Here is a 26,965-nt window from a genome sequence, read left to right as displayed (position 1 = left end):
CGCTCTGACCTGCGAACCCGGCTAGAACAACGCTGGGAAGGGACCCCAATAGGCCAATGCAACGATAAGAGTTACTTGGCCGATTAAACTCACCGCGATAACCGCCTGACCCAAGGCGTTGATTTGCCCGTGCTCTTTTCGTCTGTCTCCCTTCGCTGCATGCTGCGGAGCGTGCGAGCGATCACGATACCGCGCCTCCCGCCAGGCGTAATGCACACGAACTACGCACCAGGCAGAGGCAAGCGCCAAGAGTTGCACCGCCAGCCATCCGCCCTGCACGATCCACCTGTTCTGTTGGTAGGAGGTAGCCAGCGTCGCCACAGCTACCACATAGGCGACAATCGCTACCCACGCCGTCACAACAGCGATTGATGCAAGATAGACGGTACCGCCGCATCCGCCGGTATCGGCAAGTCGCCGCCCAGCAATGCGGAGCCTGCCGATCAGCCCCAGCAGTGCGCCGACCGCTGTCAGTGCCACACCGACCACTAAGATGATCACAGCCGCCTGGCCGGATGCGAACCAGTGGGTGCGACCAACGTCACCGGCCACATAGTCCTGCTTCGGCTGTGCGCCCGCCACCTGCGGCAGGGCCGCCGCGGTGTCCGGCATGCCATTGATCCAATCTGCGGTGTCTCGCATGGCCTCGGTAAGGAGTGTTCCCGCCACCTTCAGGCCGTGGTCGGCATCCGCGTAATACCTCACCGTCAAGTGGGTGTTATTGGCGACAGCGAGGTCCTCACGCATCTCCAACGGCCCCTGTACCGTCGGCATGGACATATCGCCCGTGCCATACAGCATGAGCACCGGCATCGTCATCTGCTGCTGGTACACAGACACGTCGAAGTCAATGTAATCAAAGACATTGTCGCCGAAATCCTGTCCAATCAGTCTCGGAATCGCATTGATTATCTGGATAGGGGCACCAAGATTGCGCAGATAGTTGTCGGCCGCCAGCGCCCCCTGCTGTCGTATCGGTAAAACAGGAGCCGATACGAGAACAACGAAACTGACGCCCTCAGTCTTGGTCACCGCCACTATAGGGGCAACGAAGCAACCTTCGGAGACGCCATAGAGCCCGGAGCGGTGCGGATCGACCTCATCCAAGGACAGCAAATAGTCGTAGGCGTCCTCGTAATCCCTCGCCAGCGCCTCATAATCGCGATGTGTCGTGGTGTAGTTGTCTATCCGCTTCTCCGGTACCAGTGTGACGATGCCGGTAGAAGCGATCTGTTCACTCTCCAGGACAAAACTTCGGTAAGAGGCCGTGCCCGTCCCGTGCACGAGGACAACGCCCGGTGCGAGCCCTTCTACTCCCACCGGCCTCTTCACCGTTGCCGGCACGGTGGTACCGTCACGCATCGTGACGTCGACGACGCTCGTCTCAACGGTGTAGGTTCCGATCTCGGCAGTCGGCGTGGTTGTGGTGATAGTCGTGTCCGATGTCTCCGGCACAATCATGGCGCGCATGGGTTGCGGGTTCCATCCGGGACCGGCCCAGACTCCCCATATGCCCAGAATCAATACGAACAGTGCCCAGCTCGTCAGGCGAGGATGCCGGTTGGAGAACCGGCGCACGAAGCCGCGTCGTCGGCCAGTGACCCCGCCCGATGGTACGAGGTCATCGGAGTGCACAGGCTCATCGGGGGGCACGCTCGTTCCAGATGGTGCGGTCGAGAGGCTACGCTGTGCCGCTTCGGTAGGATCAATCGACTTCTCTACCGTTTCCCTTACTTGTACCGACGTCGAATCGGGGACCGTGGCGCGGCTGCTTTCCGCCTCTTCGGAGGAATTGCGCCTGCCCTCAGCCATTAAAAGCCCAGCCGTCCCAATTTCTTCGGGTCACGTTGCCAATCTTTAGTCACTTTGACGTGCGTTGCAAGGTAGACGCGCGTGCCGAGTAAACGTTCGATGCCGGAGCGGGCATCCCGTCCTATCTGTGCCAAGCGGGCGCCGCGCCTCCCAATGACAATTCCCTTCTGAGAATCGCGCTCTACGTGTAGGTTTGCGTGAATGCGCACCAATGGCCGCTGGTCCGGCGCGCCGGGTGCGGCCGACTCCTCCTGCATCTCCTCAATGGTGACCGCCAATGAGTGTGGCAGCTCGTCCCGCAACTCTTCCAAAGCTGCTTCTCGGATCAGCTCGGCGATAAGCGTCTCCTCCGATTCGTCGGTGACCGCATCGAGCGGATACAGCGGAGGCGATAGGGGCATGCGCATAATGAGGAGTTCGCGCAGAACATTTACCTGCTCACCACTGACGGCACTTACAGGTACGATCTCATCAAAGTCGGCCATCTCATCGACTGCTAGCAGATGCTCCGCCAGTGCCTCGGGCCCCGCCAGGTCGCTTTTCGTTACGGCGGCAACGATGCTCGCGCGGGTTTGCCGTACGAGGTCGAGCAAAAATCGATCTCCCGGTCCAATCTGCTCGTTGGCAGGAAGGCAGAGCACAACCACCTCCACGTCCGCTAATGACTCCCGAACCATGTCATTGAGTCGTTCTCCAAGCAGAGTGCGTGGCCGGTGCAGTCCGGGCGTATCGACGAGGACCACCTGACCGGACGAGTCGTTGACGACGGCGCGTATAACCCGACGCGTCGTCTCTGGTCGGGCAGATGTGATGGCAACTTTCTGGCCGACGAGGGCGTTGGTCAACGTTGACTTTCCGGCATTGGGCCGACCGACAATACAGGCGAAACCGGCGCGGAAATCCTCCGGCCAGTCAGTGATGAGTTCACTCATGCTTTCCCTTCCGCATCCGGCTGCTCGGCAACGATACGCGTTGCAATAATAGTTGCCAGTCTGCGACGCCGTCCCACGAAGCGCTCAGCAGCCAAATGAACATCACCGATGTTCGTCTCGGCACCGGCAATGGGCACGCGCCCGATACTCTTTGCCAATAACCCGCCCGCCGTATCGACGTCGTCGTCTTCCAGGCTAACCCCGAATAGATCACCCAGCTCGTCAATTGGAAGACGCGCCGGCACGCGGTAGACGCCGTCGCCGAGATCCTCGACCTCCGGCTCCGCCTGGTCATGTTCATCGGCGATTTCGCCGACCAACTCCTCCACGAGGTCCTCAATGGTAACGAGTCCCGCAATTCCGCCATACTCGTCAACGACGAGTGCGATATGCACCTGGTCGGCCTGCATTTCCCTCATGAGCTCGTCGACGACCTTCGTCTCGGGAACGAACACCGGCTGTCGCATGACGTCGGCGACAACGAGATCATCAATGTCGTTGCGATGATGAATTCGGCGCATCACGTCTTTCAGATAGACCACACCGCGCACGTCGTCGACGTTCTCACCCACCACCGGAACACGTGAATATCCGGAACGTGTGAAAAGTGAGATCACCTTATCCAATGGCTGATCGGCATGGATCGTCACCATGTCAGTGCGTGGCACCATCACTTCACGCACCAGGGTGGTTCCGAGATCGAAAACCGATTGCAGCAACTCCCGATCCTCGTCATCGAGCGCCTCTGACTCCGAGACCCGGTCCACCATGCGTGCCAGTTGATCCTCGTGCAACTGCTCCGACTCTTCCGGCGTGGGCTCACGCTCCCGAACGAGTACCGAGAATATGGCGGTGATAAGCGCTGTTCCTAAGGAGAACATCCTGACAACGCGCAACGGTTCGCGCGCCCCGCGAGCAATCGGCGATATGAGAGCAAGGAGGAGGGAGACCAGCACAGTGGTGGCGAGGACAATCGCAATTGCCTCCCATGTAGGCGTAACGAACTCCAAGACGAGGAGTGTCACGCATAAGGCGTATGCGCATGTCAGAATGAAGCGCACCGCCGCTAACCCCGCTGTGGCCGCTGCCCGGTGAGTCACAGCGTACATAATGCGCACCCCCGCCTGCCCCAACGACTGCGACTCGGAGATTTCCGCTCGAGTGACTCGGCCCAGCGCCGTCGTGACTGCCGTACAGACACCCGCACCGCAGGCACTGAGCAGCGCAACGGCGCCTAATAGCACTTCCGCCATGGGCTCAATTCTCCGTGGGCTCGGGAGCTTTGACCGGCGGGTCGCCGGGGCCGCGCCGCTGCGCCAAGAATGTCAAAAGCAGCAGCCGTTGCAGCTCGAACATCTCTTGTTTTGATGCATCATCCGCGTGGTCATAACCGAGCAAATGCAAAATGCCATGCGTCACAAGTAGCAGGATCTCCTCCGCCGTGGAATGGCCGACAGCCAGCGCCTGCCTGGCGGCCACCTGTGGGCACACCACGATATCCCCGAGCACACCCTCACGCGGCTCCTCGTTAACCGGTGCGGGGCGCAGTTCATCCATGGGGAAGGACAACACATCCGTTGGCCCTTCCAGGTCCATCCACTCAATGTGCAGGCGTTCCATGGCGGCCTCATCTACCAGAAGTACATTGAGTTCTGCCTGGGGATGAACCCGCATCTGGTCGAGCACATAGACCGCAAGCCGCGTGATCTCCTCCAGTCCCGGCGCCGGCGTGAATCCAGATTCGTCGTTGACCTCAATGCTCATTCGTACTCCTCGAAATCCGGTGCGGAGACGTGCCGTGATCGCCACGTGGAACGCTCACGATTGGACTCATCCCATCTCGCATAAGCATCAATAATCTCCGCGACCAACCGGTGCCGGACGACGTCTGCCGAACCGAGTTCGACAAATCGGATACCCGGCACATCGCGCAGGATACGCCGGACCAGCACAAGCCCCGATGTTGTGCGACCTGGCAGGTCCACCTGAGTTATATCGCCGGTGACCACCATTTTCGAGCCGAATCCCAACCGCGTGAGGAACATCTTCATTTGCTCCGGGGTGGTGTTCTGCGCCTCGTCCAGAACGATGAAAGAATCATTCAAAGTCCGTCCACGCATGTAGGCAAGTGGTGCGACCTCGATGGTTCCGGCTGCCATCAGCTTGGGAATCGTGTCCGGGTCGAGCATCTCGTACATGGCGTCATAGAGCGGACGCAAGTATGGGTTGATCTTCTCCGACAACGATCCGGGCAGGAAACCGAGTGACTCTCCCGCCTCCACTGCTGGCCGAGTAAGAATAATCCGGGAGACGGCGTGACTCTGCAGCGCCACCACGGCCTTCGCCATTGCCAAATACGTCTTACCTGTTCCCGCCGGTCCGATACCGAAGGTGATCGCGTTCTCATCGATGGCATCGACGTATGCCTTCTGCCCCAATGTCTTTGGGCGAATCGTATGCCCGCGGGCGGAGAGCACATCCGTGGTGAGCAGCTCGGTTGGTTTGGCAATGCCCGCACGTGCTATGGCAACCGCACGTTCCACCGCATCCGCAGTCAGATGCTCCCCGTCGCCAGCGACGTCGATCAACTCCCCCACCAGCGTCTCTGCCAGCGTTACGGCGGCGGGCGGCCCGGCCAGCGTGATCTGATGGTCGCGCACATGGATTGTTGCCGGGGCGATGCCTCGTTCGAGAACGCGCAGAACTTCGTCGCGGTGCCCCAGCAGGTCAATCATCGGTACGTGTTGTGGAACGAGGATGACACGCTCCGCATCATCCCGGGCACCCTGATGGCCGGCCTCTCGCTCAAGCTGTTCATTCACCACGGGCGAATCTGAAGAGTCTTGTCTCATTGTCTCTCATCTATGCGAACGTTTTCCCTAGTCTACGCGCCGTGAATTGTACATGCGTAAATTCCCTGGCCCGCGTGGAGTCACCGGTCCCGAATTGCTTCGCGCCCACCTCAGTCCTCCTCCACACCGTTACTCGAGCTCTCTTCTGCGCCACGGCCACCTCGTCAGCTCAGCGGCTGTCATATTCCGCCAACACTCCGTGCAGCAGTGCGATGGCGTAAGCGCCCGCGCTTGCCGATCTAAGCACACTGCCGGAAAGCAGAACTGTCTGCGCACCCGCGCTCTGCAGGGCGCTTACTTCGGGGGCCGTAAGTCCACCCTCCGGACCGACAAGGAACCACACGGCACCGTCCCCGTCTGCGCCGCAAGCGGCTTCGTTCCGCAAGCAGCGGTATGCCGCAGCCGATGCCTCTGCCTGCCCGCGCCCGCAGGTTTCCGCGGCGTCACCTCCTGCATCCGCCGGGTGGGGATGCCGGGCACTGCGGCCAGTGGACGCAGCCCACCGCCGTAACACGGCCGTGGCGGAATCCGATGCCTCTTCGTGGCATGTGAGCACCAAGGCACCTCTGGCCACGGCGTTCTCTACTTGGGCCGTGAGTTGCGCCGTCGTATGGACTGGAGCAACATCGGGGAGCCACGAGCGCCGCGACTGTTTCATCGCAGCGCGAGCAGTTGCCTGCCATCGCTCCCTTCCTTTCGCCTCCTTGCCACGCCATGAGGCGATGCAACGCTCGGCATACCACGGAACGACATGAGCCACCCCATATTCGGTACATGTCTCGACGGCCTGCTCGTCACGGCCGCCTTTGGCAAGCGCTTGTACAAGCGTGATCTCGGGCGCCGGGGCCGGTTCGGCCGCCACCTCCTCCACCTCTAGCTGCAGCTGTTTCGATACAGCAACGACGACGCACCGCGCACGCGTCCCTCGCCCGTCAACGAGGTCAAGCCGTTCTGCGCTGCGGGTGCGCCGAACGGTCGCGGCATGTCTGCCCTCTTCGCCGTCCAAACAGATCCTGTCACCGGGCTGCAAGGCCGCAAGCTCCTCACGGATATACACGGGAGCAGTCATCGGCCGGCGAATCGATCCCGCAACTTGGAGAACAACGAGGAACCCTGTTGCACAAATCGCGCGCTCGGCTGTTCTTCACCGCGCAACTGCGCAAGCCGTTCCAACAGGTCACGTTGTGCGTCATCCAACTTGTTCGGTGTGACAACTGCCAGTGAGACCTTCAGGTTGCCGCGTCCGCTGCGGTGGAGACGGCCGACCCCGAGTCCGTTCAACGTGATGGTGTGCCCGGACTGCGCACCAACCGGAATATCGATGTCACGCATTCCGTCAAGTGTGTCGATACTGACGGTTGCGCCAAGTGCCGCCGTGGTCATTGCCACCTGGAGCTCACACAGCAGGTCATCGCCCTCACGCTGGAACACAGGGTGCTGTTTTACCCGTATCTCGGCGAAGAGATCACCGGTCGGCCCGCCTTCCGCTCCGGCGTCGCCCTGGCCCTCCAGACGCAGACGCATGCCGTCCTCCACACCTGCAGGCACCTGAATCGGGATTGTTTTCGTGGCACGAACTCGGCCCTCACCCGCGCATTCCTGGCATGGCGTGGTGATTACAGTGCCGTGGCCGCGGCACGTTGGACAGGGCGACTGCGAAACCATCTGCCCGAGGAAGGAATTCGTCACTCGCTGCACCACACCCGTGCCACCACAATCGTTGCACGTCACCGGTGATGTACCCGGCGCAGTGCAACTGCCGTGGCACACCGGGCACTCCGCCAGTAACGTATGCACGATATCCTTCTGTACTCCGAAGACGACCTCTTCGAGTTCCAGTTCCAGCATGACGAGAGCGTCCTGCCCGCGGCGTCCTCGCGGCGCTGGGCCGCGCGAAGCACCCATGCCACCCATGCCACCGAAAAAGGTGTCGAAAATATCTTGGAAGGCGCCGAATCCTCCACCCGCACCGGCTCCACCATGCAGCGCACTCTCACCACCGATGTCATAGAGGCGACGCTGCTCCTCGTCCGAGAGCACGTCGTAGGCTTCGTTGACGGCTTTGAATTCCTCCGCCTTGTCCGGGCCCGCGACGTCGGGATGCAACTGGCGCGCGAGCTTCCGGTAAGCCTTCTTGATCTCGTCTTGGGTTGCATTACGCGGTACACCCAGGGTGTCGTAATAATCTGCCACAGTTTCTCTTCTTGTGTTCTTTCTACTTGGCTGAGAGTATCTCAGAAAGATAGCGCGCCACGGCATACACCGCAGCCATCGTGCCCGGATAGTCCATGCGGGTAGGTCCGACGACGCCCACCCGAGCCACGGATCGGTCATCGACATCATAGGTGGAGGAAACCACGGAGGCCTCGGCGAGGCCCTCGTGGAAGTTCTCTTTGCCGATGGACACGGACACACCGTCCTGCATCGTGGTAAGCAACCGCATCAGAATAACCTGTTCCTCGAGCGTTTCCAAGACCGGCTCGATGGAGCGGGCGAAGTCCACCGCATGGCGCGACAGATTCGCGGTTCCGGCCAGCGCTACACGTTCCTCACCTTCCGCGCTCAGGGCCTGCCTGACCACTGCGACGAGAATCGCCGCGATGTCCTGCATGTGTTGTGGGCGACCCTCAATAACCGTGTCGGCGGCCTCCGCCAGTTCGGAGAGCTGCTTTCCCGCGCATACGCTGTTGAGCGCCGCCGCAAGTTCTTCGAGTTCTTCCGCCGTCACAACGCTTTCGAATCCAAGTGTGCGCTGCTCAACACGACCGGCGTCGGTGATGATCACGAGAAGGGCGTGCCGTTGCCCGGCGGGAATCAGCTCGATGTGACGTAGCGCGATACGGTGAAGAGACGGGTACTGTACCAGAGCGACTTGATGGGTGATCTGCGCCAGCAACCGGACCGCCCGGAAAACAACATCATCCAGGTCGACGGCACCGTCCAGCAGCTTCTCAATGGCACGGCGCTCCGGCACCGAGAGAGGCTTGATGGCGTCAAGAGAATCGACAAATGCCCGATACCCCTGATCGGTAGGAATCCGGCCTGCCGAGGTGTGAGGTTGCTGCAGAAGGCCGGCCTCCTCCAAGGCGGCCATGTCGTTGCGGATCGTCGCCGGTGACACTCCGAGATGATGCCGGTCCACAAGGGTTCGCGACCCGACCGGCTCCCGCGTAGAAACGTAATCGCGCACAATGGCCTCCAAAACCTTCGTGCGGCGTTCTTCGTTCCCCATGTGGCCTCCTCCCGCCGGGAATCTCGGCACGGTAGCACTCGACGCGCCTGAGTGCCAATTCTACGCCCGGATGCTTCCGGCGCCTACCCTGTGGGAGTGAGTTCTGACCATGATCATCGCTTCGGGCGAAACAGCAATCCCGTCGGCCGCCGTCGACCCATCCCTTCTGATCAAGGCGGTAGTGCCAACGGCACCGCTGTACCGCGTGCAAGCCATGCCTCCAGTACACAAACGCGAACAAGCCGTGCCGACGGTACACAAATGGGCGGCAGGAGACGCCCGCTGGACCGTTACGGCGCCGACGTTCTCACACACGATCCGCATCGCTACGGCAAGTTCGCTCAGCATCCCGCATCGCGGCGTACCGTCTCCGAGCTCGGGCTGGTCATTGAGGACGTGCAAAGCGGTTTCGTGGGTGAGATCGTGAGCGTGGGCAGGGTTGCCGGCGCGTGGAGGTTCGAGCTGGAGGACAGGCACGGGCAACGCCGGTCATTTCCCATGGGGCGGGGGTATTGGATCGATGGTTTCCCCGTCGAACTGGTTCCACCTCCCACCGCCACGCAGCCCGACGGGAGGCGCCGGGTCGCCGGGCATACGCTGACTGCCTCCGGTTCCCTACACGTCGTAGCCCGGGCCCGAATGGCACGCGAATCCAGGATTTGGGTGGAGGGTAAGCACGACGCCGAACTAGTGGCAAAAGTCTGGGGCGAAGATTTGGCCTTAGAGGGCGTCGTCGTCGAAGAACTGGCAGGGGTGGACCACCTGGAAGAGGTTGTGGCCGACTTCTCCCCCAGCGAGCAGCGGCGGGCGGGCGCACTCGTCGACCACTTTCTGCCCGGTACGAAGGAGTATCGAATTGCGCAACGGGTAGCCTACCTGCCGGGAGTTCTGGTGCTCGGACATCCCTATGTGGACGTGTGGCAGGCAGTGACTCCACGGGCCGTCGGTATTGAGCGTTGGCCAGATGTGCCCCGCAGTGAGGATATCAAGCGGGGAACGCTGCGCCGCCTCGGGTGGCCGCATGCATCGCAGGAGGATATCGGGCGGGGCTGGGCACGCATCCTCGCCTCGGTGCGCTCCTACAAGGATCTGGAACCCGGACTGCTGGCACGTATGGAGGAGCTCATCGACTTCGTCACGGCGGTCGGCACCGTGTAGGCGACGCGCGGTGTGGCTCATGGCGCCGTGTGGCAGGAGGGGACCAGTTATTCGCGACGGCTCCGTAGTCCCATTGCACGGATATCGTGAGTGCTGGCACACTCGACGCCGATAATCCGCAGTGGCCCGCAGCGGCCTCGTCGGCCCGCCGTGATTGCGGGAAAGATTTCTGCCATCATATTCCGATAGGAATGAATCGCCAGGGAGCATAATGAGCGCCGCCAGCCACAAGAACGCCGCCAGCCACAAGAACGCCGCCAGCCACAAGAACGAGGATCCTTCGCTTGCCGACGACGAGCGTTACTTCAGACGGCAGGGTCTCCCGCTCCTCATCGAGGACTATTCCGCCACGGAAGATGTTCTCACACGGGCACTGCCCACCCTGACCGTTATTTTCATTGTCCAGATTGCCAAAGGCATTCTCACTTCATGGACCCCGTTAGCCGCTTCGGCCATCGCCTGTGGCACGGCACTACTGGTAGCACTTACCTGGGTTCTGTCCAATATGCGTCGGGGGCGCCGTCCTTTCGCCCTGCCGCGTCGCGTCGGCTGGTGGTCTGCGGCCGTTTTCATCCTTATTCCATCGCTGGTCAAGCTCGTTGCCGATGACGGCCCTGCTCACGCGCTGCGACATCTGGTGTTCAACACGGTGGTCTGCTTCGGCGTGGTTGGCGTAATTGGCTGGGGTCTTATCCCCAGCCTGCTCGGCGCCCTGGGCCGTGTCCTTCGCGATCTTCTTGTCCAAATGACGGCAGTTATCCGGCAGATGTCCGCCGTCTTCCTCTTCACCATCATCATTTTCATCAACCAGGAGGTCTGGCAGCTCAACGAGCAACTGACCACCCGCCGCTTTATACTCCTCGCATGTGTAATCGGCGGTTTCGCCGTACTGGTGCTGGTGCTCGGCACGCCGCGCCTCGCCCGTCTCCTTGAACAGAGCATTCCCGGTGGTGACTCTCTTTCCCGGGCACAACATGCCAACCTTCTCTCGCTTCTGGCCCTGCGGCAAGCCCTGCAGGTCGTGATTCTCACCCTGGCCACCTATCTCGTCTACGTCGCCTTCGGTACAGCGGTTATCGGTACTGACCTCTATGACACCTGGCAACTCGATCCCCGTATCGTGTACGTCTTCGTCATTGGAAATGACCCCTTCGTCATCACTAGCACCCTCCTACGTACAAGTGCCATGGTGGCGCTACTGGCCGGCCTCAACTACTCAATTAGCGCCCTGACCAGTTCAGCGGGGCGGAGCCAGTTCCTAGATGAGGCTGGGCAGGAATTCTCGGCCATTTTTGAGCGGCGAGAGGCCTATTTGGCGCGCCGTTCGCAGCGTTGCGCCGCCACCGATCCGGCGTGACAACCACTCCCAAGGATTGACATCACTGCGCAGAGACTTGTCCCACACTGTTCGCGTCGCAACGCCGCTCAGCACTTTGTGCCAACGCGCCCCAGTGTCCCACTCAACACGACGCCAGTAACCAGATGCGCCCCGTAGGGAACATGACACACGCGGAACACCAAGCTCACCACAGTGCGCGGGTCACGGTGTCCGCCAACAGGCGCCCACGCAGTGTCAGGCGCAACCTACCACGCAAAGCCGATCTTGGATCAACCAACCCGTCGGCGATCAGGCCCGCCACCACCGCAGATTCGGTCCCCTGCGGCACGGCGATTCCTTCCGCCAGGCGAATGCCCAACATGATCGCTTCCTCACGCTGTTCCCGCTCTGTGAGCGTTTCCCGGGCCGCCGAGGGACTCTGCCCCGCCGCGACGCGCTGCGCATAGGCCAGCGGGTGTTTGACGTTCCAGAAACGCGTCCCGCCGATGAAGGAATGCGCACCCGGTCCGTATCCCCACCAGTTCCCACCGGTCCAGTAGGCCAGATTATGCCGTGAAGCATGACCGGGCTGCGCCCAGTTCGAGATCTCGTACCAGCCATAGTGGGCTGCCGCCAGTTCATGGTCGGCTATTTCATAGAACGCTGCCTGCCGATCCGGGTCGGGCGCTGCGATTTCACCGCGCCGGATGCGTCCACCCATTCGGGTATCGGGCTCCACGGTGAGCGCGTAGGCGCTGATGTGGCTGGGACCCATCGCAACGGCCGCGGCCAGCGAGGCGCGCCAATCGGCTTCCGTCTCCCCCGGCGTGCCATAAATCAGATCGACGGAGACATCTAAACCAGCCTCCTGCGCCCACGTGACGGCCTTACCGACCTGGCCGGGTGTGTGCCACCGATCCAGCGTGCGCAGCACGTGGGGAACGGCAGACTGCATACCGAAGGAGATCCGGGTGAAGCCGCCGTCGGCGAGTCGTCGTATGGAGTCTCTGGTCACCGATTCGGGGTTGGCTTCGGTGGTAACCTCTGCTCCGCACACGAGGCCGAAGTTTTCGCGCAACATGTCGAGCACATCTACGAGCGCCTGAGCGTCTAGAAGCGTTGGAGTGCCACCACCGAAGAACACGGTGCGCAGCAGCCCATCGCCACGCGAGCGTAGCGCCGTGGCCCCACCCACCGCTGAGGGACCGCCGCGTTGACCCGCCTGTGCGCTGTTCGCCTGCCACTCAAGCACGCGGCGACTCAGGTCGATTTCTCCGCGCAGACTGGCGGGAAAGTCTTCCGGCTGCGCGCCCGGACCCAGGTGAAGATTGCTGTAGGTGTTGAAATCGCAATACCCGCACCGCACCGCACAAAAGGGAATATGGACGTATGCGGAGAATCCCCCGCTGACATCCGGCTGTGGCAGGCGACCATCGAGCGGCGCAGCTTCGCCTTCCGGCAGGGAGGGCACTAGACACCCGCCTGCCTCGAATTGCTCACCCGCTGCGCCACGAGGTCATGAACATGACGGCCGGCTTCCTGCCCCCGCCTTTCAAAACGGGTCAGCGGGCGTTCCTGCCAGCGCGGGGCAAATCCGCCGCGCGCGGGCTGCGGATCTGCCGGGTCGGGGCGCTCACCGGCGTGAACGTTTCGCAGAAGCCGCTCCGACTCAACGGTATCTCGCATCTGCCAGGCGTAATCGTCCCAGTCGGTCGCGAGCCGCCAGAATCCCCCCGGTACCAAGGCATCGGCGACAACCGCCGCGAACGGTTCGGCCACCAGGCGTCGTTTGTGGTGGCGAGCCTTACGCCACGGGTCGGGGAAAAAGGTCCACACTTCCTGTGCCCGCGGATTGCCCGCGTTCGGATGCGCCGCGTCAACACCACGCGGAACTGTGCTCTCACGCGGATCATCGTATGCCGCGGCCCGCAGGCCGAAAAGCACCGGGAGCGCCTGAGCTGCGTCGGCCTCCAGGAGGCGAATATTGTGCACGTCTTCCTTCACCGCACGCGCCATGCATCGCGCAACGCCCGGATGCCACGCTTCGATTGCAAGCACGTTCCAATCCGGATGCGCACCGGCGAAAGCAACCATGTGTTCCCCCGAGCCAGGTCCGATCTCGACGGCCAAGAGAGCCTGCCGCCCAAAAACCTCGTTCAGGTCACAGCGCGCATGCGTTTTGATCGTCGTCGGCGTGGCGCCGCGCGGCAGGTCGAGCAGGTATTCACTGGCATGGCGCTCGACAATTTGCGCGAAGGGTCGGGCCATTCGTCCGCCCCGGCGTGAAAAGGAGCGGATTCGTGTTGGCTGCTGCCCGGGCATATGCGGCTTTGCCGCTGCCGGTTTGTCTCGCGTGTTATCGTTCTGTGTCCGCTCCACGGCAGTCGCCGCACCGGGCACCCACAGCATGGAAGAGGAAGCAGTACCATCGGGCGTTGCATGCCCATCGCCGCACGGTTGTTCCTTATCCGAACCCGTCGCACCGAATAACTTTGGCTCGGTTTCTTTGCCGCTCATCGTTGCTTTCCTGTCGGCGCATCGGAGGTCAGCGCTGCCACGAATGCTTCTTGCGGCACATCGACCCTCCCGATCGACTTCATCCGCTTCTTGCCCTCTTTTTGTCTTTCAAGCAATTTTCGTTTGCGCGTGATGTCGCCGCCATAACACTTGGCAAGCACATCCTTGCGAACCGCCTTGATCGTTTCCCGGGCAATAATGCGGCTTCCGATCGCCGCTTGTACCGGGATCTCGAATTGCTGGCGCGGAATAAGACTCTTGAGCTTTTTGGTCATCTCCACGCCGTAGGAGTAGGCCTTATCCCGGTGCACGATTGCCGAGAAGGCGTCCACTGTTTCGTGGTTGAGCAGGATATCGACCTTGACCAGATCCGCCTCCTGCTCCTCGTCGACGTCGTAGTCCAGTGATGCGTAGCCCTTCGTGCGGCTCTTCAGCTGATCGAAGAAATCGGTGACAATCTCTGCCAGCGGCAGGCGATAGCGCAACTCCAAGCGGTCGGACGAGAGATATTCCATTCCCAACAGTCTTCCGCGCCGCTGTTGACACAATTCCATCAGGGTCCCCGTGTAGTCGCTCGGGCTCAAGATCGTTGCGCGTACCGAAGGTTCGTAGATATGCGAGACCTTTCCCTCTGGGAATTCAGACGGGTTGGTCACTGTGACCTCCCCGCCTGCTTCAGTGACAACCCGGTATACCACCGAGGGAGCAGTGGCGATGATGTCAATGCCGAACTCACGCTCGATGCGCTCGCGAATGATCTCCAGATGAAGCATGCCGAGAAAACCACATCGAAATCCGAAACCGAGCGCCACCGAGTTCTCCGGCTCGTATGACAGCGCCGAATCGTTGAGCTTGAGTTTATCCAGCGCGTCACGAAGGTCCGGATAGTCGGAGCCGTCAATCGGGTAGATGCCGGAGAACACCATCGGCTTGGGATCCTGATAACCGTCCAAGGGTTGCGTCGCGGGGTCCGAGGCGCCGGTCACCGTGTCGCCAACCCGCGATTGCCGGACGTCTTTCACGCCGGTGATCAGGTAGCCGACCTCACCGGCCGCCAGTCCTTCCGAGGGTGTCGGCTCCGGGGAGATCACACCGATTTCGAGGAGTTCGTGCACCGCCGCCGTCGACATCATCTGGATTCGCTCACGGGGCGATAACTGCCCATCTTTCACGCGCACATAGGTGATGACTCCGCGGTATGTGTCGTACACGGAGTCGAAAATCATGGCGCGTGCACTGCCGGTTATCTCACCGGCCGGTGCGGGAACCTCCGCGACGATCCTGTCAAGAAGCTCTTCCACACCCTCCCCGGTCTTTCCCGAAACGGCCAGGCACTGCTCGGCATCGACGCCGAGTAGAGATACCAGCTCTTGCTTGTATTTCTCGGGCTGCGCCGACGGTAGGTCGATTTTGTTGAGTACCGGGATAATGGCCAGGTCATTGTCCAAGGCCATGTACAGGTTCGCCAGGGTCTGCGCTTCGATGCCCTGAGTGGCGTCCACCAGCAGAATCGCTCCCTCACACGCCGCCAGTGAACGGTTCACCTCATAGGAGAAGTCCACATGCCCGGGCGTGTCAATCATATTCAGCGCGTGCGCCTGCCCGTCCACGGTCCACGGCAGCCGCACCGCCTGCGATTTGATGGTGATGCCACGCTCACGTTCAATATCCATGCGATCCAGGTACTGGTCGCGCATCAGCCTCTCATCCACGATGCCGGTGAGTTGCAACATGCGGTCGGCCAGTGTGGATTTGCCATGATCGATATGCGCAATGATGCAGAAGTTACGGATCAACTCCGGCGGCGTGGCTGCCGGCCGGATATCGTTCAACTCTGCGCTAGTCGAGGCGGGCACAGTACTCCTTCTCAGATGGACTCCGTCTATTGTAGGGGGTTACGTCAAGGGGGCGATCCGCGGCACCCGGCAACTCCATCCGAACCACTGCCGCAGTACGACGGTTGCGCCACCATTGCGCCACGCTGGAGAGCCGTCGTAGCCCCAACATCCTTGCGTCGCATGCTCTTTTCACCGACCGCTGTGCCCTTGGCAAAACAGCACCGCTTCGGGCCTAGACCTGTGCCATGCTGTAGTTATGTTCGGTCTTTTCGGAAGTCTTAAAGACATCGTCCCCGTTATTGAACAGTTAACACGTCTACCCGGCCAGGCTGTTGCACGCATCGGCCTGGTGCTACAACTGCTGCTGCTTATCAGCGGCGGCGCTCTCGTCCGTCGCAGCGGCAGTTTTCTCGGTTACATAGTTCTGATCGGCGGCCTTCTCTTCGGCGTCGCTACCGCATTGTTTGCGTGGCGACGCCGCCGCCTCGAGAAGGCCGTGGACAAGTGGGTCATGGACCGAATGCGCACGATGGTCGGTGACACGGGCCAGGTGCGTCTCGACTATTCGGAAACCTACCAGGGCCATAACCCCGCCGAAAGTCACGGCGTTATCCTCAATCAGGACGGAACAACCTTTACAAGTTCCCGCCCCACCGATACATCGGAGGGGAGAACATATTCACATGTGGACACCGCAGACGCTGCGCAGCAGCGACAACTTCGCCACGACGCAATGCTGGAGGCGCAAGATCTACGCGATACCTGGCTGCCTCGGGTGGAAGCGGCGCAGCGCTCCGCCGTCGCGGCTGTCGGCGGGCTTGTGAACGCACCGTACCTCAAGGACGACCTGCGTATCACACTCGTATCGGGACTGGTAGCGGTCATTGGCCTTCCGCTTGGATTCTTCCTGCTGATACTCGCAGCCTTCGCGCTTCTGTAACGAGGCAATCGGCACATGAGTAATGGCGCCCTCGCCGCCCGACTTGTGGCACGATGGCGCTATGGCTCTTTCTCGGAAACTGCTCGGTCAGGACGAGCACGTCATTCTTCAGACCCGCGAACACGTCAAGCGACTCTTCCCCAATATCGTCGCCGCCGTGCTCATCATCGTCGTCGCCGTCCTGGCGCTCACGCTACCGGATAGCTTGCCGCATTGGGCCACAATCGCCATTGCCGCAGTTGCTGTGGTTCTTCTCATCATCGTCTTCGTCTGGCCGTGGATGAACTGGATGACGAGCACGTACACGGTGACGAATCGGCGGCTTATCACCCGCAAGGGTGTTTTCACCAAGACCGGTCACGATCTGCCGCTAAGCCGTATCTCCAATGTTGCCTACGAACATGACATGATTGATCGCTTCTTCGGTTGCGGCACGCTCATCCTGCAGTCCTCCGCTTCCGATCCGCTGCAGTTGCGAGACGTTCCGAAGGTTGAGGCGTTGCACGTGCAGCTCACCGAGTTGCTGTTCGACTCACCCGCCGATGGCGTCGGCAACGGCCGCACCCGGGATGCGGAGTCGGACTACTAGATGCGACAGTTCACCGAAAGACGGTCATAGCATGGGAGTTCTAGACGGCGTAGCCGCACTTCTCACACGTCTCGCGCGTAGCGCATCCAGCACCCGCAATGCGCGCCCGTCCTCTTCCAACAACTCGGAGGGGCCGACAGGCCGGGTTTTGGTTCGCCCAAGAGCTGGAGCCGAAACCGCCACCCCCACACCGGTAGTACGACGAGTACAGGACCTGCCCGGTCCCGGTCAGATTCCGATGGAGTACGACGTCGACGCGCTCGGGCTGCCCACCTTCACATACGCTCCTCATGCGAATAATCGGCCGGATCCCGGCGAGGTTGTCTGGACGTGGGTGCCCTACCAGGAGGACTGTACGCAGGGCAAGGACCGACCGGTTCTTGTACTCGCCGTCGTTGCGGGACGGATCGTCTTCGCCCAGCTCACCAGCAAGGATCACGACCGCGACGCCGCTCAGGAGGCGAGTGCGGGGCGCTACTGGGTCGATATTGGTTCTGGAGCGTGGGATTCCAAGGGCCGTGCCTCAGAGGCACGTATCGACCGTGTGCTGTGCGTTGATCCCGGGCAGATGCGACGGGAAGGAGCTCGGCTTGATGAAGCGCGCTTCACACAAGTCGTCGCCGCTTTACGGAAGCTGCACGCTTAAGTTCTGGTAAAGTTTCTCCTTGGACTTCACACCTGGTCGGGTGGTGGTCCAGTCGTAGGCTTTCCACGAGCACCCCACGCTCCAGTCCGCCGACGGCGTATCCCTCACCGACCATGTACATATCGCTGTCGGCGATTGGATTGAAAGAGTAGCAAGTGGCAAATATCAAGTCGCAAAAGAAGCGCATTCTCACGAATGAGAAGAGGCGCCTGCGCAATCAGGCCGTTAAGTCGGAGCTGAAGACCTACGTGCGTAAAACACGTGAGGCTGTCGAAGCGGGAGATGTTGAAACCGCTCAGGCCGCTTATCGTGCCGCCGCCCGGAAGCTCGACAAGGCCGTGTCCAAAGGAGTCATTCACAAGAATCAGGCCGCGAATCGCAAGTCGAAGCTTGCGCGTCGGGTCAACAGCATAAGCGCCTGACGCACACGTCATCTACCGCCGCCACGCCTTGCCATGCCGCACAGGGCTTGGTTGGACGCGGAGAATTACGAAGGGGGACGACCGCTTGTCGTCCCCCTTCTGTATCGCGCATCAGAGGCGAAATTTACCGTGCCTCCTCCGGAGCTTCTCCGGTGGCAACGGCAATTTCGATAGGTGCCTTGGGCAGCTTGGTACTCGAGACCACCTCACCCTTGGTGTAGTCCACTGTGTGCAGCGTATTCGTCGCCGGGTCGGTCACATAAACGAAACCTTCATGTTCCGCGATAGCGGGGTGTGCAGCATGCCAGTCCTCTGGCACCTGCCACTCGTCGATAACGGGAATTGTCCGCGTGATTTCACCCGTCTCGGCATTGATCACACGCAGTGCGCCGTCAGTTCCCATTACAAGGGCTGAACCGTCGAAACCGCGCGCGAGGCCACGCCACGTGTATGTGGAGCCGGTATCAACGGTCCGCAATGTTGCATCAGTGGTATTAATGAGAGAAATCTGCTTCAGGCCAATGCCGCCCTCCGGATCAGTCTTGTAGTCGCCCACCGCAATCGGCGACCCTTCGGTGGTCCGTAGATTGCCAATACGGCCGTACTCATCGGGAGCTGTTGCCTTTGAGAAAGTGCCATCGCGCAGAATCAGCGCGCCGTTCTCACAACCGGCAACTGCGCCATCATCCAGTCCTTCAGCTCCGTGCAGTCCCGGGCACTCGCTGCTTTCAGCACTCACCTTGCCGTCAACAACGTACTGTGCACCCGTACGGCCTTCTTCAGTTCCGACCGAGACCAACGCTGTCTTGTCACCGAGTGGAACTGCGACGCCATGATGTGGTGCGGCAGCTTCGTACTCCCACACCCCAGCGAGTTCGTCAGTCTCATCCACACCGGTAAGCGATTCAGTCTCGAAGAACGTGCCCTTACCGTCTCCATCCGCCCAGGCCGAGGTGCGTCCGGCGTGATACACCACATGTCCGGGTTCCTTGCCCTTGATAACCACATCAGTAAGTACGGGATCCGTAATGAAGGAGTGCGTATGGTCCCCATGCGGCACCGTGAATGTACCCGCGTCTAGCACTGCCCAACCGCCCGTCGTGGATACCAGTACATTCCGCCCGTCTCCTGCCGCATTGAGCCGACTGTACCCGTCTATCGGCAGATCCGCCACAACTGAGGAGTCGGAGGTGTCAACGACCATCAGCCCACCCTCGTATGAAAGCGCAATGCGTGCCCGGGCTCCCCCGATTTCCGTGACGTCCGCATCACTGTCGTGGTCGTGATCGTGGTCATGATCGTGGTCGGCATCTGTCATCGCTGTGTTACTGCCCGTGGCATTCGCGCCTGGATTAGCTGAGGTGCAGGCTCCCAAGGCGAATAGCGCAGCCACGACGCATGGCAGCGCGCGACGATAACGCCTAGTCATATGGCTCTTCCTTCCTAAGATCGCGGCCTCCCATTCTGTCTGCTGCGGGCGGCAGCGATCAATCTTCGATGTATACCCTCTGCCGCACGAATCCAGCCTCGTGCGAACCAGCTCACCAAGCATATCCGAAGCTGAGAACGATTATCAATCTCGTGGGACTTGTGACGTGTGAAAGTGCTAACCTTGCTGCGGTCAGGGGACCAATGGCGGTCAACTCCCGACTGCGGATGGCGCTAGTACTGCCGCTTGCTGCGCCGCTCTATTCTCTCCGAGTTTTCGGCAGGTCTCCGTGAATTACCCGGAAAGGAGAGGAAAATCCGGAGATTGTGCGGCTTCGGGCGAAAGATAATCCGTGCCCGCCACCGCCGCGTTATTCACCAGAAGCACGCTGTAACAACGGATGCCCCACAGTCCACAACTGCGAGGCATCCGTCACTACGAGCATCCGAAGCAAGCAAGACAGCAGAGCTTCGCGACACATCGGGGTATAAATCTAGAGAACAGAGATGATCTCCTCCACCGTATTCTTCGCATCACCTAGCAGCATCTGCGTGTTCTCGCGGAAGAACAGCGGGTTTTGCACACCCGCATATCCGGCATTGCCCATCGAACGCTTGAACACGATGACGTTGCGGGCCTCCCAGACATGCAGCACCGGCATGCCCGCGATGGGCGAACCCGGCTCTTCGGCAGCCGCCGGGTTCACGGTGTCATTCGCACCAATCACCAGAACGACGTCTGTATCCGCGAAGTCGTCGTTGATCTCATCGAGCTCCAGAACAATGTCGTAAGGAACCTTCGCCTCCGCCAGCAGCACATTCATATGCCCAGGAAGACGCCCGGCTACGGGGTGGATACCGAAGCGAACGTCGACCCCTGCGGCGCGCAGCCTGGCGGTGAGATCTGCCACCGGGTACTGCGCATGTGCCACGGCCATGCCATAGCCAGGGGTGATAATCACAGACGAGGCGTCCTTGAGCAGCTGGGCCGCATCGGCCGCCGTCGTCTCTCGATGCTCGCCGTAATCATGCTCGGCTGCGGGAGCACCCGTGGAGCCGAAGCCGCCGAGGATAACCGAAACGAAGGAGCGATTCATCGCTTGGCACATGATGTAGGAGAGATACGCACCCGAGGATCCGACCAAGGCACCGGTGATGATGAGCAGATCGTTCTCGAGCGTGAAGCCGGCCATCGCAGCTGCCCACCCCGAGTACGAGTTCAACATTGAAATGACAACCGGCATATCGCCGCCACCGATAGCCAACACCAGATGTGCCCCGAGAAGCAACGCCACTATGGTCAGAATAATCAGCGGAATAAGGCCGGAACCGACCGAGCGTGTGTGGGCAAGCCAAATGATCAACGCCAGCGAAGCGATTACCGCGCACAGATTAAGGATGTTGCGGCCCGGAAGAGTCAATGGCCGTGACGATATCTTCGCGGACAGCTTCAGGAAGGCAACAATCGAACCTGTGAAGGTCACCGCTCCGATGAAAACCGCTAAGCCGACCTCACCCATATGGAAGGCATTTGTGGGAGCGTCTGACCCGGGGGTTTCCAGGAAGGAGTTGTAGCCGACTATGACGGCGGCCAGACCCACGAAGGAGTGGAGCATGGCGATCAGTTCCGGCATACCCGTCATCTCAACCTTGACGGCCCGCCATACCCCAATGGCTGCGCCGATCAGCATCGCCGCAATAATAAGGAGAATAGCCCTGGTCTGGTTGCCGCCACTGATGTCAATCGCCACCCAGATCGTGGCAATCAGCGCAAGCACCATACCAACGATGCCAAGGATATTGCCGCGCTGCGCGGTGGTCTGCCGCGACAGGCCCGCCAGCGCGAGGATGAAGAGGAGTGCGGCAACAATAGATGCCAACGCATCGAAGCGACCGGCAGCATCGCTTACGTATCCCACTGTCAGAATTGAGTTCGAGTACATTATCTCAGCTCCTCCTGAACATCTTGAGCATGCGGTGTGTCACCGTGAAACCACCGAACACATTGATAAACGCAACCGACATGGCGATGAAGGCAAGCACTGTAATCGCCGCACTGCTCGATCCGATTTGCTGGATCGCACCGACGACAATAATGCCGGAAATCGCGTTGGTCACGGACATCAGCGGGGTGTGCAGCGAATGCGTGACATTAGTAATCACATAGAACCCGACCACTATCGCCAAGGCGAACACAATGAAGTGGCTGCGCATACCAAATGGAGCAGTGAGAATCAGCCACACGAGCACGGCGGCGGCAGCGATCCGCCACCACCACCTTCGCCATGCCGGTTTCTCCGGCTCCGGTTCGGGGGCGGCCACTTCTTCCTGCTTCGGAGTGGGCGGCGGCGCCGCCGATACCTTAACCGGAGGCGGTGGCCACATGATATGACCGTTGAGCGTCACCGTCATCGAGCGGACGACGACGTCGTCCTCGTCCAAGGTGAGCTGACCATCGCGTTGCGGGGTCGCCAACTTGAAGAAGTTCACGATGTTCTGGCCGTAGAGCTGAGAGGCCTGCCCGGGAAGTCGCCGTGGCAGATCCAGGTAGCCAATGATGGTCACACCATTGTCTGTTTGCACCACTTCCCCCGGCACGGTGAGCTCACAGTTCCCACCGGAGGAGGCAGCCATATCCACGATCACCGAGCCGGGCTTCATCGCGGCGATAGCCTGTGCCGTCAGCAGGCGCGGCGCCGCGCGACCGGGGATCGCTGCAGTGGTGATGACAATATCCGAGGAGGCGGCTTGCTCGGCGTACACCTTCATGGCGAGTTGTTCCTGGTCCGCAGTCATCGCCTTCGCATAACCGTCGGTTGATTCCTGTTGAACTGGAATTGCGACGAATTCTCCACCCATCGAATGGACCTGCTCAGCAGTTTCCGGCCGCACGTCCGTGGCCTTGACGATGGCACCGAGCGAGTTAGCCGTCCCAATTGCCGACAACCCGGCAACTCCCACGCCGATCACGTACACGGTGGCGGGCGGAACCTTGCCGGCAGCCGTCACCTGACCGGTGAACAACCGCCCGAATCGATTCGCGGCCTCGATAACGGCACGGTAGCCGCCGATATTCGCCATTGATGATCGCACGTCCATCGATTGCGCGCGCGAAATGCGGGGAACCGCGTCGATTGAGAGAGCTGTGATGCCCCGCTGGCTGAACTTCTCCAGACGCTCCGGATGGGAGCCAGGATCCAGGCGGGCGATCAGTGTTGCTCCCTCTCGCATCAGCGCCAACTCGCCGTCTGGCGGCGCGTCGAGACATGTCACAATATCCGCAGCCCAGGCACGATCTCGATCAACGATCTCTGCTCCGACCGCCTGATACTGCTGGTCGAGATAACTCGCCGCCACACCGGCGCCCGTCTCAACGCAGACCTGGTAACCCAATTTGATGAGCTTACCAACAGTATCGGGGCTGGCGGCGACGAGAGTCTGCCCTTCGCTGGGCTCCTTCGGCACTCCTATTTGCACCTTGCCTCCTCGTTATTCCTCTATGCGTGGAATCATGTCGACGGTGTCGTGAATCCCACATGCCTCAATCTTAGTCTTTAGGTCCCACATAAACAGCATTCCTACCGGATTGCCGCCTATGGAACACACTATGAGCACGGGCAACTCACAGTGCTGCGTCAATGCGCCTGTGACAAAACGTCGGCAACGCTTCTGATATTATTCACCCCGTTTTCTCCGCTGGTGTTCGCACCGTTGGCCATCGGAAAACAGGGCAGTTCTCTGACTTCCGATCAGAGTAAAGATCGAGACCCGCAGAATCCGCCACGAGTCATCGTGCTGAGTTTCGCCGTGCCTCCCCAATCCGCAAGATTGCGCGCTCTAGCGCGAATGCGGCATCACGCGAAGCTCCTTTTACTTCCGCATCAGCCTGTGCCACAACGAGGATTGCTTGCGCGAGGGCCTCACCGCTCCACCCGCGCAGATCCTTTTTTGCCCTATCGATTTGCCAGGGTGCTAGCCGCACCTCGCCGGGGCGCGCCTGCCCGCGCATTGCGAGGACCAGGGCCATGGAGCGGAGTTTCGTGGCGATCGCGGCAACAATTGGAACCGGAGCGGTGCCAGTAACCATCGCATGCCGAGCGAGCGCGATGGCGTGCCCGTGTTGACCGGCGACAACGGCATCTGCCACGGCGAAGGGCGTGGCCTCGATTCGGCCGCGGTAGTATTCGTGCACCGCGGTCTCGTCAATCGTGCCGTCGATATCTTCCAAGAGCTGCGTAACCGCCGCGAGAAGCTCGCGGATATCTCGTCCGAGTGCATCGACGAGATCGTGTGCCGCACCTTCGGTCATACGACGACGCGCCCGCCGAGCCTCACTACGCACCAGTTCGGCTTTCTCAGCATCGTTCTTTACCTGCGGAATATCGCTGTGTTGAAAACCTCCGGCCGTGATCGCGGTGAGCAGCTTCCTACCGCGGTTGCCCCCGTTGTGTCGTACAACCAGAACGACGTCGGGCTCCGGTGAGTCGAGGTAATTCAAGGCATCTGCCGAGAAGGCGTCGGACATCTTCTCCATATTCGGGACCACGATCATCCGATCCTCGCCGAATAGTGACGGGCTCGTCAGTTGCGCCAGCGCCCCCGCCTCGTATGCCGCCGCGTCGAGTTTCGTGATCTCGACACTAGGAGTTCGGGCGCGTGCCAATGCACTCAAACGCGCGAGGGCGCGATCCCCAAGAGCTGGTTCTCCCACGGTCAGTAAAACAACCGGTGCCAACTCTAACTGGTCCCAGCGTGGCCCACTCGGGCGGCGTGCGCGTGCTGCCATGTATGCAAGTATCCCACGAACCTCCGCCGCGGCACGACGCGTCGATCCCAAAGGTGGCCAGGCCGGATGCGCTCAGCCGATCGGCGCACTACAGGCCGAGCCAACACCACCGCGGGCATCCAGCGTGATCGTTCCGCAGTCTTTGGTGCTATAAATGTCGCTTTCCGCGTAGAGTTCAAGAACTCGCTGCGATGGGTGCCCATAACTGTTCTCCCCCACCGACACCAACGCCAGACGTGCAGAGAGCACATCAGCTAAACGCGCCGACTGGTCGGCGCTACCGTGGTGGGCAACGACAACCGTTGTCACCACGGGTGCGTCCCTCGCTAGAGTCGACTGCGCGGACTCGTCCATGTCCGAGAGAACAAGCACTCCACCCACCGCGTCGATCCAGAGTGCAATCGACTGGTGGTTGGCTGCCTCTTCCCCACCTCCTCGCGTCGTACGCGGCCACAGCACAGCGGCTGCCACCATGCCATCCGTTCCTTCCAATTGCGTCCCGGCAGAGGCCGTGTACACCGGCACTCCCGCTTCTTCCAACTGCCGCAACGCCCACGCACTATTCGCAGCGGGTTCGGTATTGGGCGACACCCATACCTGTTCAACTTCGGCCTGGTCGAGTACTGCCGCTAACCCGCCGATATGATCACTGTGGGCGTGTGACAGCACCAGCAGATCAAGATGTTCGACGTCGGCTTGCTTGAGACACTGCGCAGCTGCGTCAGTCTCAGGTCCGACATCAATCATGAGTGTCCTGCCGTGACTGCGTGCTATAAGCCCCGACCCTTGGCCCACATCGCACTGCACGACGGTCCAATCGGACGGAATCCCACCGGGGGTACGCCGCTGACCGACTAGGATGCAGATCGCGAGAGCCCCCAGAACTACCACTGCCAGGGCGACACGCGAACCTCCTCCTCCACGGCGCCCGCACCAATCACCCCGCAGGATGAGAACTAAGCCCATCACTCCAGCCACTATCAGGACGCTGCCGAGGCTCGCCATCCACAGTGGAACACCCGAGCCTGGCCACCCGGCCAGGCAGGTAGCAATCTGCCAGATCCACCAACTCGCCATCTGCGCCGGAAGCAGGATCAGTGAGGCCAGCGCGGGAACGAAGACGGCGAGCAGGGCCGACGCCATTCCACTGATCGTCAGCGGCGCTACAACCGGCGCCACCAGGCAGTTCGCGACAACGCCCCATATCGACCCGCTGTCGGCAAATAGAAGAAGGACCGGCAGGCATGCCAGTTGCGCGGTCAGTGGAATGGCGATTGCCTCCGCTACCAGGCGCGGTATGCGCTCGGCCAACCACGCGGCCAATGGACTGCCCGCCAGTACAATGCCGGCCGTCGCGCTTGTCGACAAGAGAAATCCGTAGCTCGTCGCCAACCACGGATTGAGAAGTACCCCAACTATCACGGAGACGCACAGTGCTGCCACAGCCTGTGCAGGGCGCTCCAGCGCCAGCGCCACAAATATGAGTGCGGACATCAGTGCGGCGCGAACCACTGATGCCTGACCTCCGACCAGGATCACGAGGCCACACAACGCCAACATGCTGAGAACCGCGCTGAGGACGGCCCTCCTCCTCCCGAGAATTGCGATAAAGGTGCCGGTTATGACGGCAACATGCGCACCGGAGACGGCCGTGAGATGCGATAGTTGGACAACTTGCATAGCGTCACGCAAACTGGCGTCCATCTGTGCTCGGTCGCCGAGCACCACGCCGGGTACGAGCTGGCGCACCGGCGTCGGCTTGTCCGCCAGAAGATCGCCCAATGCTGCCTTGACGCGCAGTGCGAATGCTTCGCGCATACGCCCCTCACCGCTGAGCACCGCGTCCGAAGAACGTAGGCGCGCCACCTGCCGTCGAGTCCCCTCGACCGTTGAGAGCGGCCCTACCGCTCGCAGATCTTGACCAGTCATCGCCTCGCATGGCACTCCGATAACCACCACACGGGCCTGTTCGGAGACGGGGTACACTATGGAGCGAATGGTGACCCGTTTCAGGCTGACATCCGCGGTGCATTCGCCGTCGTCCCAGGGGCCGGTTGCGGATGAGACGCGGCTCGCGATGGTCCCTTCGATACTTACTCTCCGATGCTCCTGGGCTGCACGAACCACAATTGCCGGGTGGGCGAGCTCGGCGCGATAAGCGCTGATGATCCAGGATGTACTGGTCACCGCTCCGGTGAGCAACACGACGGTGATGCAGGCTCTTCCGGTGGAGATCTCGCTTCGTGCTGCACCTTTTGTGGCCACTATGGCCACAAGTCCAAGCACCGCGATAAGGGCCAATGCGGCTCGCGCGGCACCGCTGGAAAGCGGAAGGCGCAGGCCGCACGGCGCACCGGCCAAGGCGCCGACCGCAATCGGTACAAGCCGCAGATCCTGCATGGGGAGCCGCCGTTTCTGCGCACCTGGCGCCTCCGCGTAAGAGCTATGCGCCGCAGCGATGGTGCATAACGGGCACATGCTGCGCCACCTTCTCG

General features: G+C 61.0%; 22 protein-coding genes. 6 read left to right on the top strand and 16 right to left on the bottom strand.

The window, feature by feature from the left end; translation table 11 throughout:
• Nucleotides 1–21: 21 nt before the first annotated feature.
• The 8 genes from EKN07_RS01715 to hrcA form a co-directional block, all read right to left on the bottom strand.
• The gene (locus EKN07_RS01715) at nucleotides 22–1,812 is read right to left on the bottom strand and encodes an acyl-CoA thioester hydrolase/BAAT C-terminal domain-containing protein (RefSeq protein WP_126145502.1); all 1,791 of its coding nucleotides are present in this window, start codon (nucleotides 1,810–1,812) and stop codon (nucleotides 22–24) included.
• Nucleotides 1,812–2,744, bottom strand: a complete 933-nt coding sequence (gene era / locus EKN07_RS01710) for a GTPase Era (protein WP_108715530.1) — start codon at nucleotides 2,742–2,744, stop codon at nucleotides 1,812–1,814. The genes EKN07_RS01715 and era overlap by 1 nt, the downstream gene beginning before the upstream one ends.
• On the bottom strand, nucleotides 2,741–3,997 hold the full coding sequence (locus tag EKN07_RS01705; protein ID WP_108715529.1) for a hemolysin family protein: 1,257 nt from the start codon (nucleotides 3,995–3,997) through the stop codon (nucleotides 2,741–2,743). Before EKN07_RS01705 ends, era begins: the two co-directional genes overlap by 4 nt.
• A 4-nt stretch (nucleotides 3,998–4,001) precedes the next feature.
• A complete protein-coding gene (ybeY, locus tag EKN07_RS01700; protein WP_108715528.1) occupies nucleotides 4,002–4,508 on the bottom strand; it encodes an rRNA maturation RNase YbeY in 507 nt (168 codons plus the stop codon).
• Nucleotides 4,505–5,479, bottom strand: coding sequence for a PhoH family protein (locus EKN07_RS01695; protein WP_240611469.1), 975 nt, complete (start codon nucleotides 5,477–5,479; stop codon nucleotides 4,505–4,507). Before EKN07_RS01695 ends, ybeY begins: the two co-directional genes overlap by 4 nt.
• A 286-nt stretch (nucleotides 5,480–5,765) precedes the next feature.
• Nucleotides 5,766–6,665, bottom strand: coding sequence for a 16S rRNA (uracil(1498)-N(3))-methyltransferase (locus tag EKN07_RS01690; protein WP_108715526.1), 900 nt, complete (start codon nucleotides 6,663–6,665; stop codon nucleotides 5,766–5,768).
• Complete coding sequence (gene dnaJ / locus EKN07_RS01685; RefSeq protein WP_126145501.1) at nucleotides 6,662–7,789, bottom strand: molecular chaperone DnaJ; 1,128 nt, start codon at nucleotides 7,787–7,789, stop codon at nucleotides 6,662–6,664. The genes EKN07_RS01690 and dnaJ overlap by 4 nt, the downstream gene beginning before the upstream one ends.
• Before the next feature lie 22 nt (nucleotides 7,790–7,811).
• Nucleotides 7,812–8,828, bottom strand: coding sequence for a heat-inducible transcriptional repressor HrcA (gene hrcA / locus EKN07_RS01680; protein ID WP_108715524.1), 1,017 nt, complete (start codon nucleotides 8,826–8,828; stop codon nucleotides 7,812–7,814).
• A gap of 261 nt (nucleotides 8,829–9,089) precedes the next feature.
• On the opposite strand from hrcA, the gene EKN07_RS01675 reads away from it, so the two are divergent.
• Together EKN07_RS01675 and EKN07_RS01670 are read left to right on the top strand one after the other, a co-directional pair.
• Nucleotides 9,090–9,986: a DUF3097 family protein gene (locus tag EKN07_RS01675; protein ID WP_108715523.1), complete on the top strand. Its 897-nt coding sequence runs from the start codon at nucleotides 9,090–9,092 to the stop codon at nucleotides 9,984–9,986.
• Between the two features lie 211 nt (nucleotides 9,987–10,197).
• Nucleotides 10,198–11,343 (top strand): hypothetical protein, encoded by a 1,146-nt coding sequence (locus tag EKN07_RS01670; RefSeq protein ID WP_108715522.1) that lies wholly within the window; start codon nucleotides 10,198–10,200, stop codon nucleotides 11,341–11,343.
• Between the two features lie 166 nt (nucleotides 11,344–11,509).
• Here EKN07_RS01670 and hemW read toward each other — a convergent pair whose 3' ends face one another.
• From hemW to lepA, 3 genes are read right to left on the bottom strand one after another with little or no spacing between them, the layout of a single operon-like run.
• Nucleotides 11,510–12,775: a radical SAM family heme chaperone HemW gene (gene hemW, locus EKN07_RS01665; protein WP_108715521.1), complete on the bottom strand. Its 1,266-nt coding sequence runs from the start codon at nucleotides 12,773–12,775 to the stop codon at nucleotides 11,510–11,512.
• The gene (locus EKN07_RS01660; RefSeq protein ID WP_240611441.1) at nucleotides 12,775–13,821 is read right to left on the bottom strand and encodes a tRNA (guanosine(46)-N(7))-methyltransferase TrmB; all 1,047 of its coding nucleotides are present in this window, start codon (nucleotides 13,819–13,821) and stop codon (nucleotides 12,775–12,777) included. The genes hemW and EKN07_RS01660 overlap by 1 nt, the downstream gene beginning before the upstream one ends.
• A complete protein-coding gene (lepA, locus tag EKN07_RS01655) occupies nucleotides 13,818–15,677 on the bottom strand; it encodes a translation elongation factor 4 (RefSeq protein WP_126145500.1) in 1,860 nt (619 codons plus the stop codon). Before lepA ends, EKN07_RS01660 begins: the two co-directional genes overlap by 4 nt.
• Nucleotides 15,678–15,915: 238 nt before the next feature.
• Here lepA and EKN07_RS01650 point away from each other — a divergent pair, with 238 nt between their 5' ends.
• The 4 genes from EKN07_RS01650 (at nucleotide 15,916) to rpsT (ending at nucleotide 18,256) form a co-directional block, all read left to right on the top strand.
• Nucleotides 15,916–16,599 carry a hypothetical protein gene (locus EKN07_RS01650; protein ID WP_126145499.1) on the top strand — a complete coding sequence of 228 codons (684 nt, stop codon included), beginning with the start codon at nucleotides 15,916–15,918 and terminating at the stop codon, nucleotides 16,597–16,599.
• A gap of 61 nt (nucleotides 16,600–16,660) precedes the next feature.
• A complete protein-coding gene (locus tag EKN07_RS01645; protein ID WP_108716666.1) occupies nucleotides 16,661–17,188 on the top strand; it encodes a PH domain-containing protein in 528 nt (175 codons plus the stop codon).
• 31 nt (nucleotides 17,189–17,219) lie between these two features.
• Complete coding sequence (locus EKN07_RS01640) at nucleotides 17,220–17,834, top strand: type II toxin-antitoxin system PemK/MazF family toxin (protein WP_205647342.1); 615 nt, start codon at nucleotides 17,220–17,222, stop codon at nucleotides 17,832–17,834.
• A gap of 155 nt (nucleotides 17,835–17,989) precedes the next feature.
• Nucleotides 17,990–18,256 carry a 30S ribosomal protein S20 gene (gene rpsT, locus EKN07_RS01635; protein WP_108715517.1) on the top strand — a complete coding sequence of 89 codons (267 nt, stop codon included), beginning with the start codon at nucleotides 17,990–17,992 and terminating at the stop codon, nucleotides 18,254–18,256.
• 124 nt (nucleotides 18,257–18,380) lie between these two features.
• Here rpsT and EKN07_RS01630 read toward each other — a convergent pair whose 3' ends face one another.
• From EKN07_RS01630 to EKN07_RS01610, 5 genes are all read right to left on the bottom strand, one after another.
• A complete protein-coding gene (locus EKN07_RS01630) occupies nucleotides 18,381–19,685 on the bottom strand; it encodes a hypothetical protein (RefSeq protein WP_108715516.1) in 1,305 nt (434 codons plus the stop codon).
• Nucleotides 19,686–20,178: 493 nt separating this feature from the next.
• Complete coding sequence (pntB, locus tag EKN07_RS01625; RefSeq protein WP_108715515.1) at nucleotides 20,179–21,627, bottom strand: Re/Si-specific NAD(P)(+) transhydrogenase subunit beta; 1,449 nt, start codon at nucleotides 21,625–21,627, stop codon at nucleotides 20,179–20,181.
• 4 nt (nucleotides 21,628–21,631) lie between these two features.
• Nucleotides 21,632–23,161 (bottom strand): Re/Si-specific NAD(P)(+) transhydrogenase subunit alpha, encoded by a 1,530-nt coding sequence (locus EKN07_RS01620; protein WP_108715514.1) that lies wholly within the window; start codon nucleotides 23,159–23,161, stop codon nucleotides 21,632–21,634.
• A 310-nt stretch (nucleotides 23,162–23,471) separates the two neighbouring features.
• Nucleotides 23,472–24,470 carry a DNA polymerase III subunit delta gene (holA, locus tag EKN07_RS01615; RefSeq protein ID WP_126145498.1) on the bottom strand — a complete coding sequence of 333 codons (999 nt, stop codon included), beginning with the start codon at nucleotides 24,468–24,470 and terminating at the stop codon, nucleotides 23,472–23,474.
• Between the two features lie 72 nt (nucleotides 24,471–24,542).
• Nucleotides 24,543–26,948, bottom strand: coding sequence for a ComEC/Rec2 family competence protein (locus EKN07_RS01610; RefSeq protein WP_126145497.1), 2,406 nt, complete (start codon nucleotides 26,946–26,948; stop codon nucleotides 24,543–24,545).
• Between the last annotated feature and the right edge of the window lie 17 nt (nucleotides 26,949–26,965).

This window comes from Actinobaculum sp. 352, from assembly GCF_003957265.1.
In the GTDB taxonomy this organism is placed as follows: Bacteria; Actinomycetota; Actinomycetes; order Actinomycetales; family Actinomycetaceae; genus Asp313.
The sequence above is the reverse complement of the archived record's forward strand: the minus strand, read 5'-3'. Positions and strand labels throughout refer to the sequence as shown.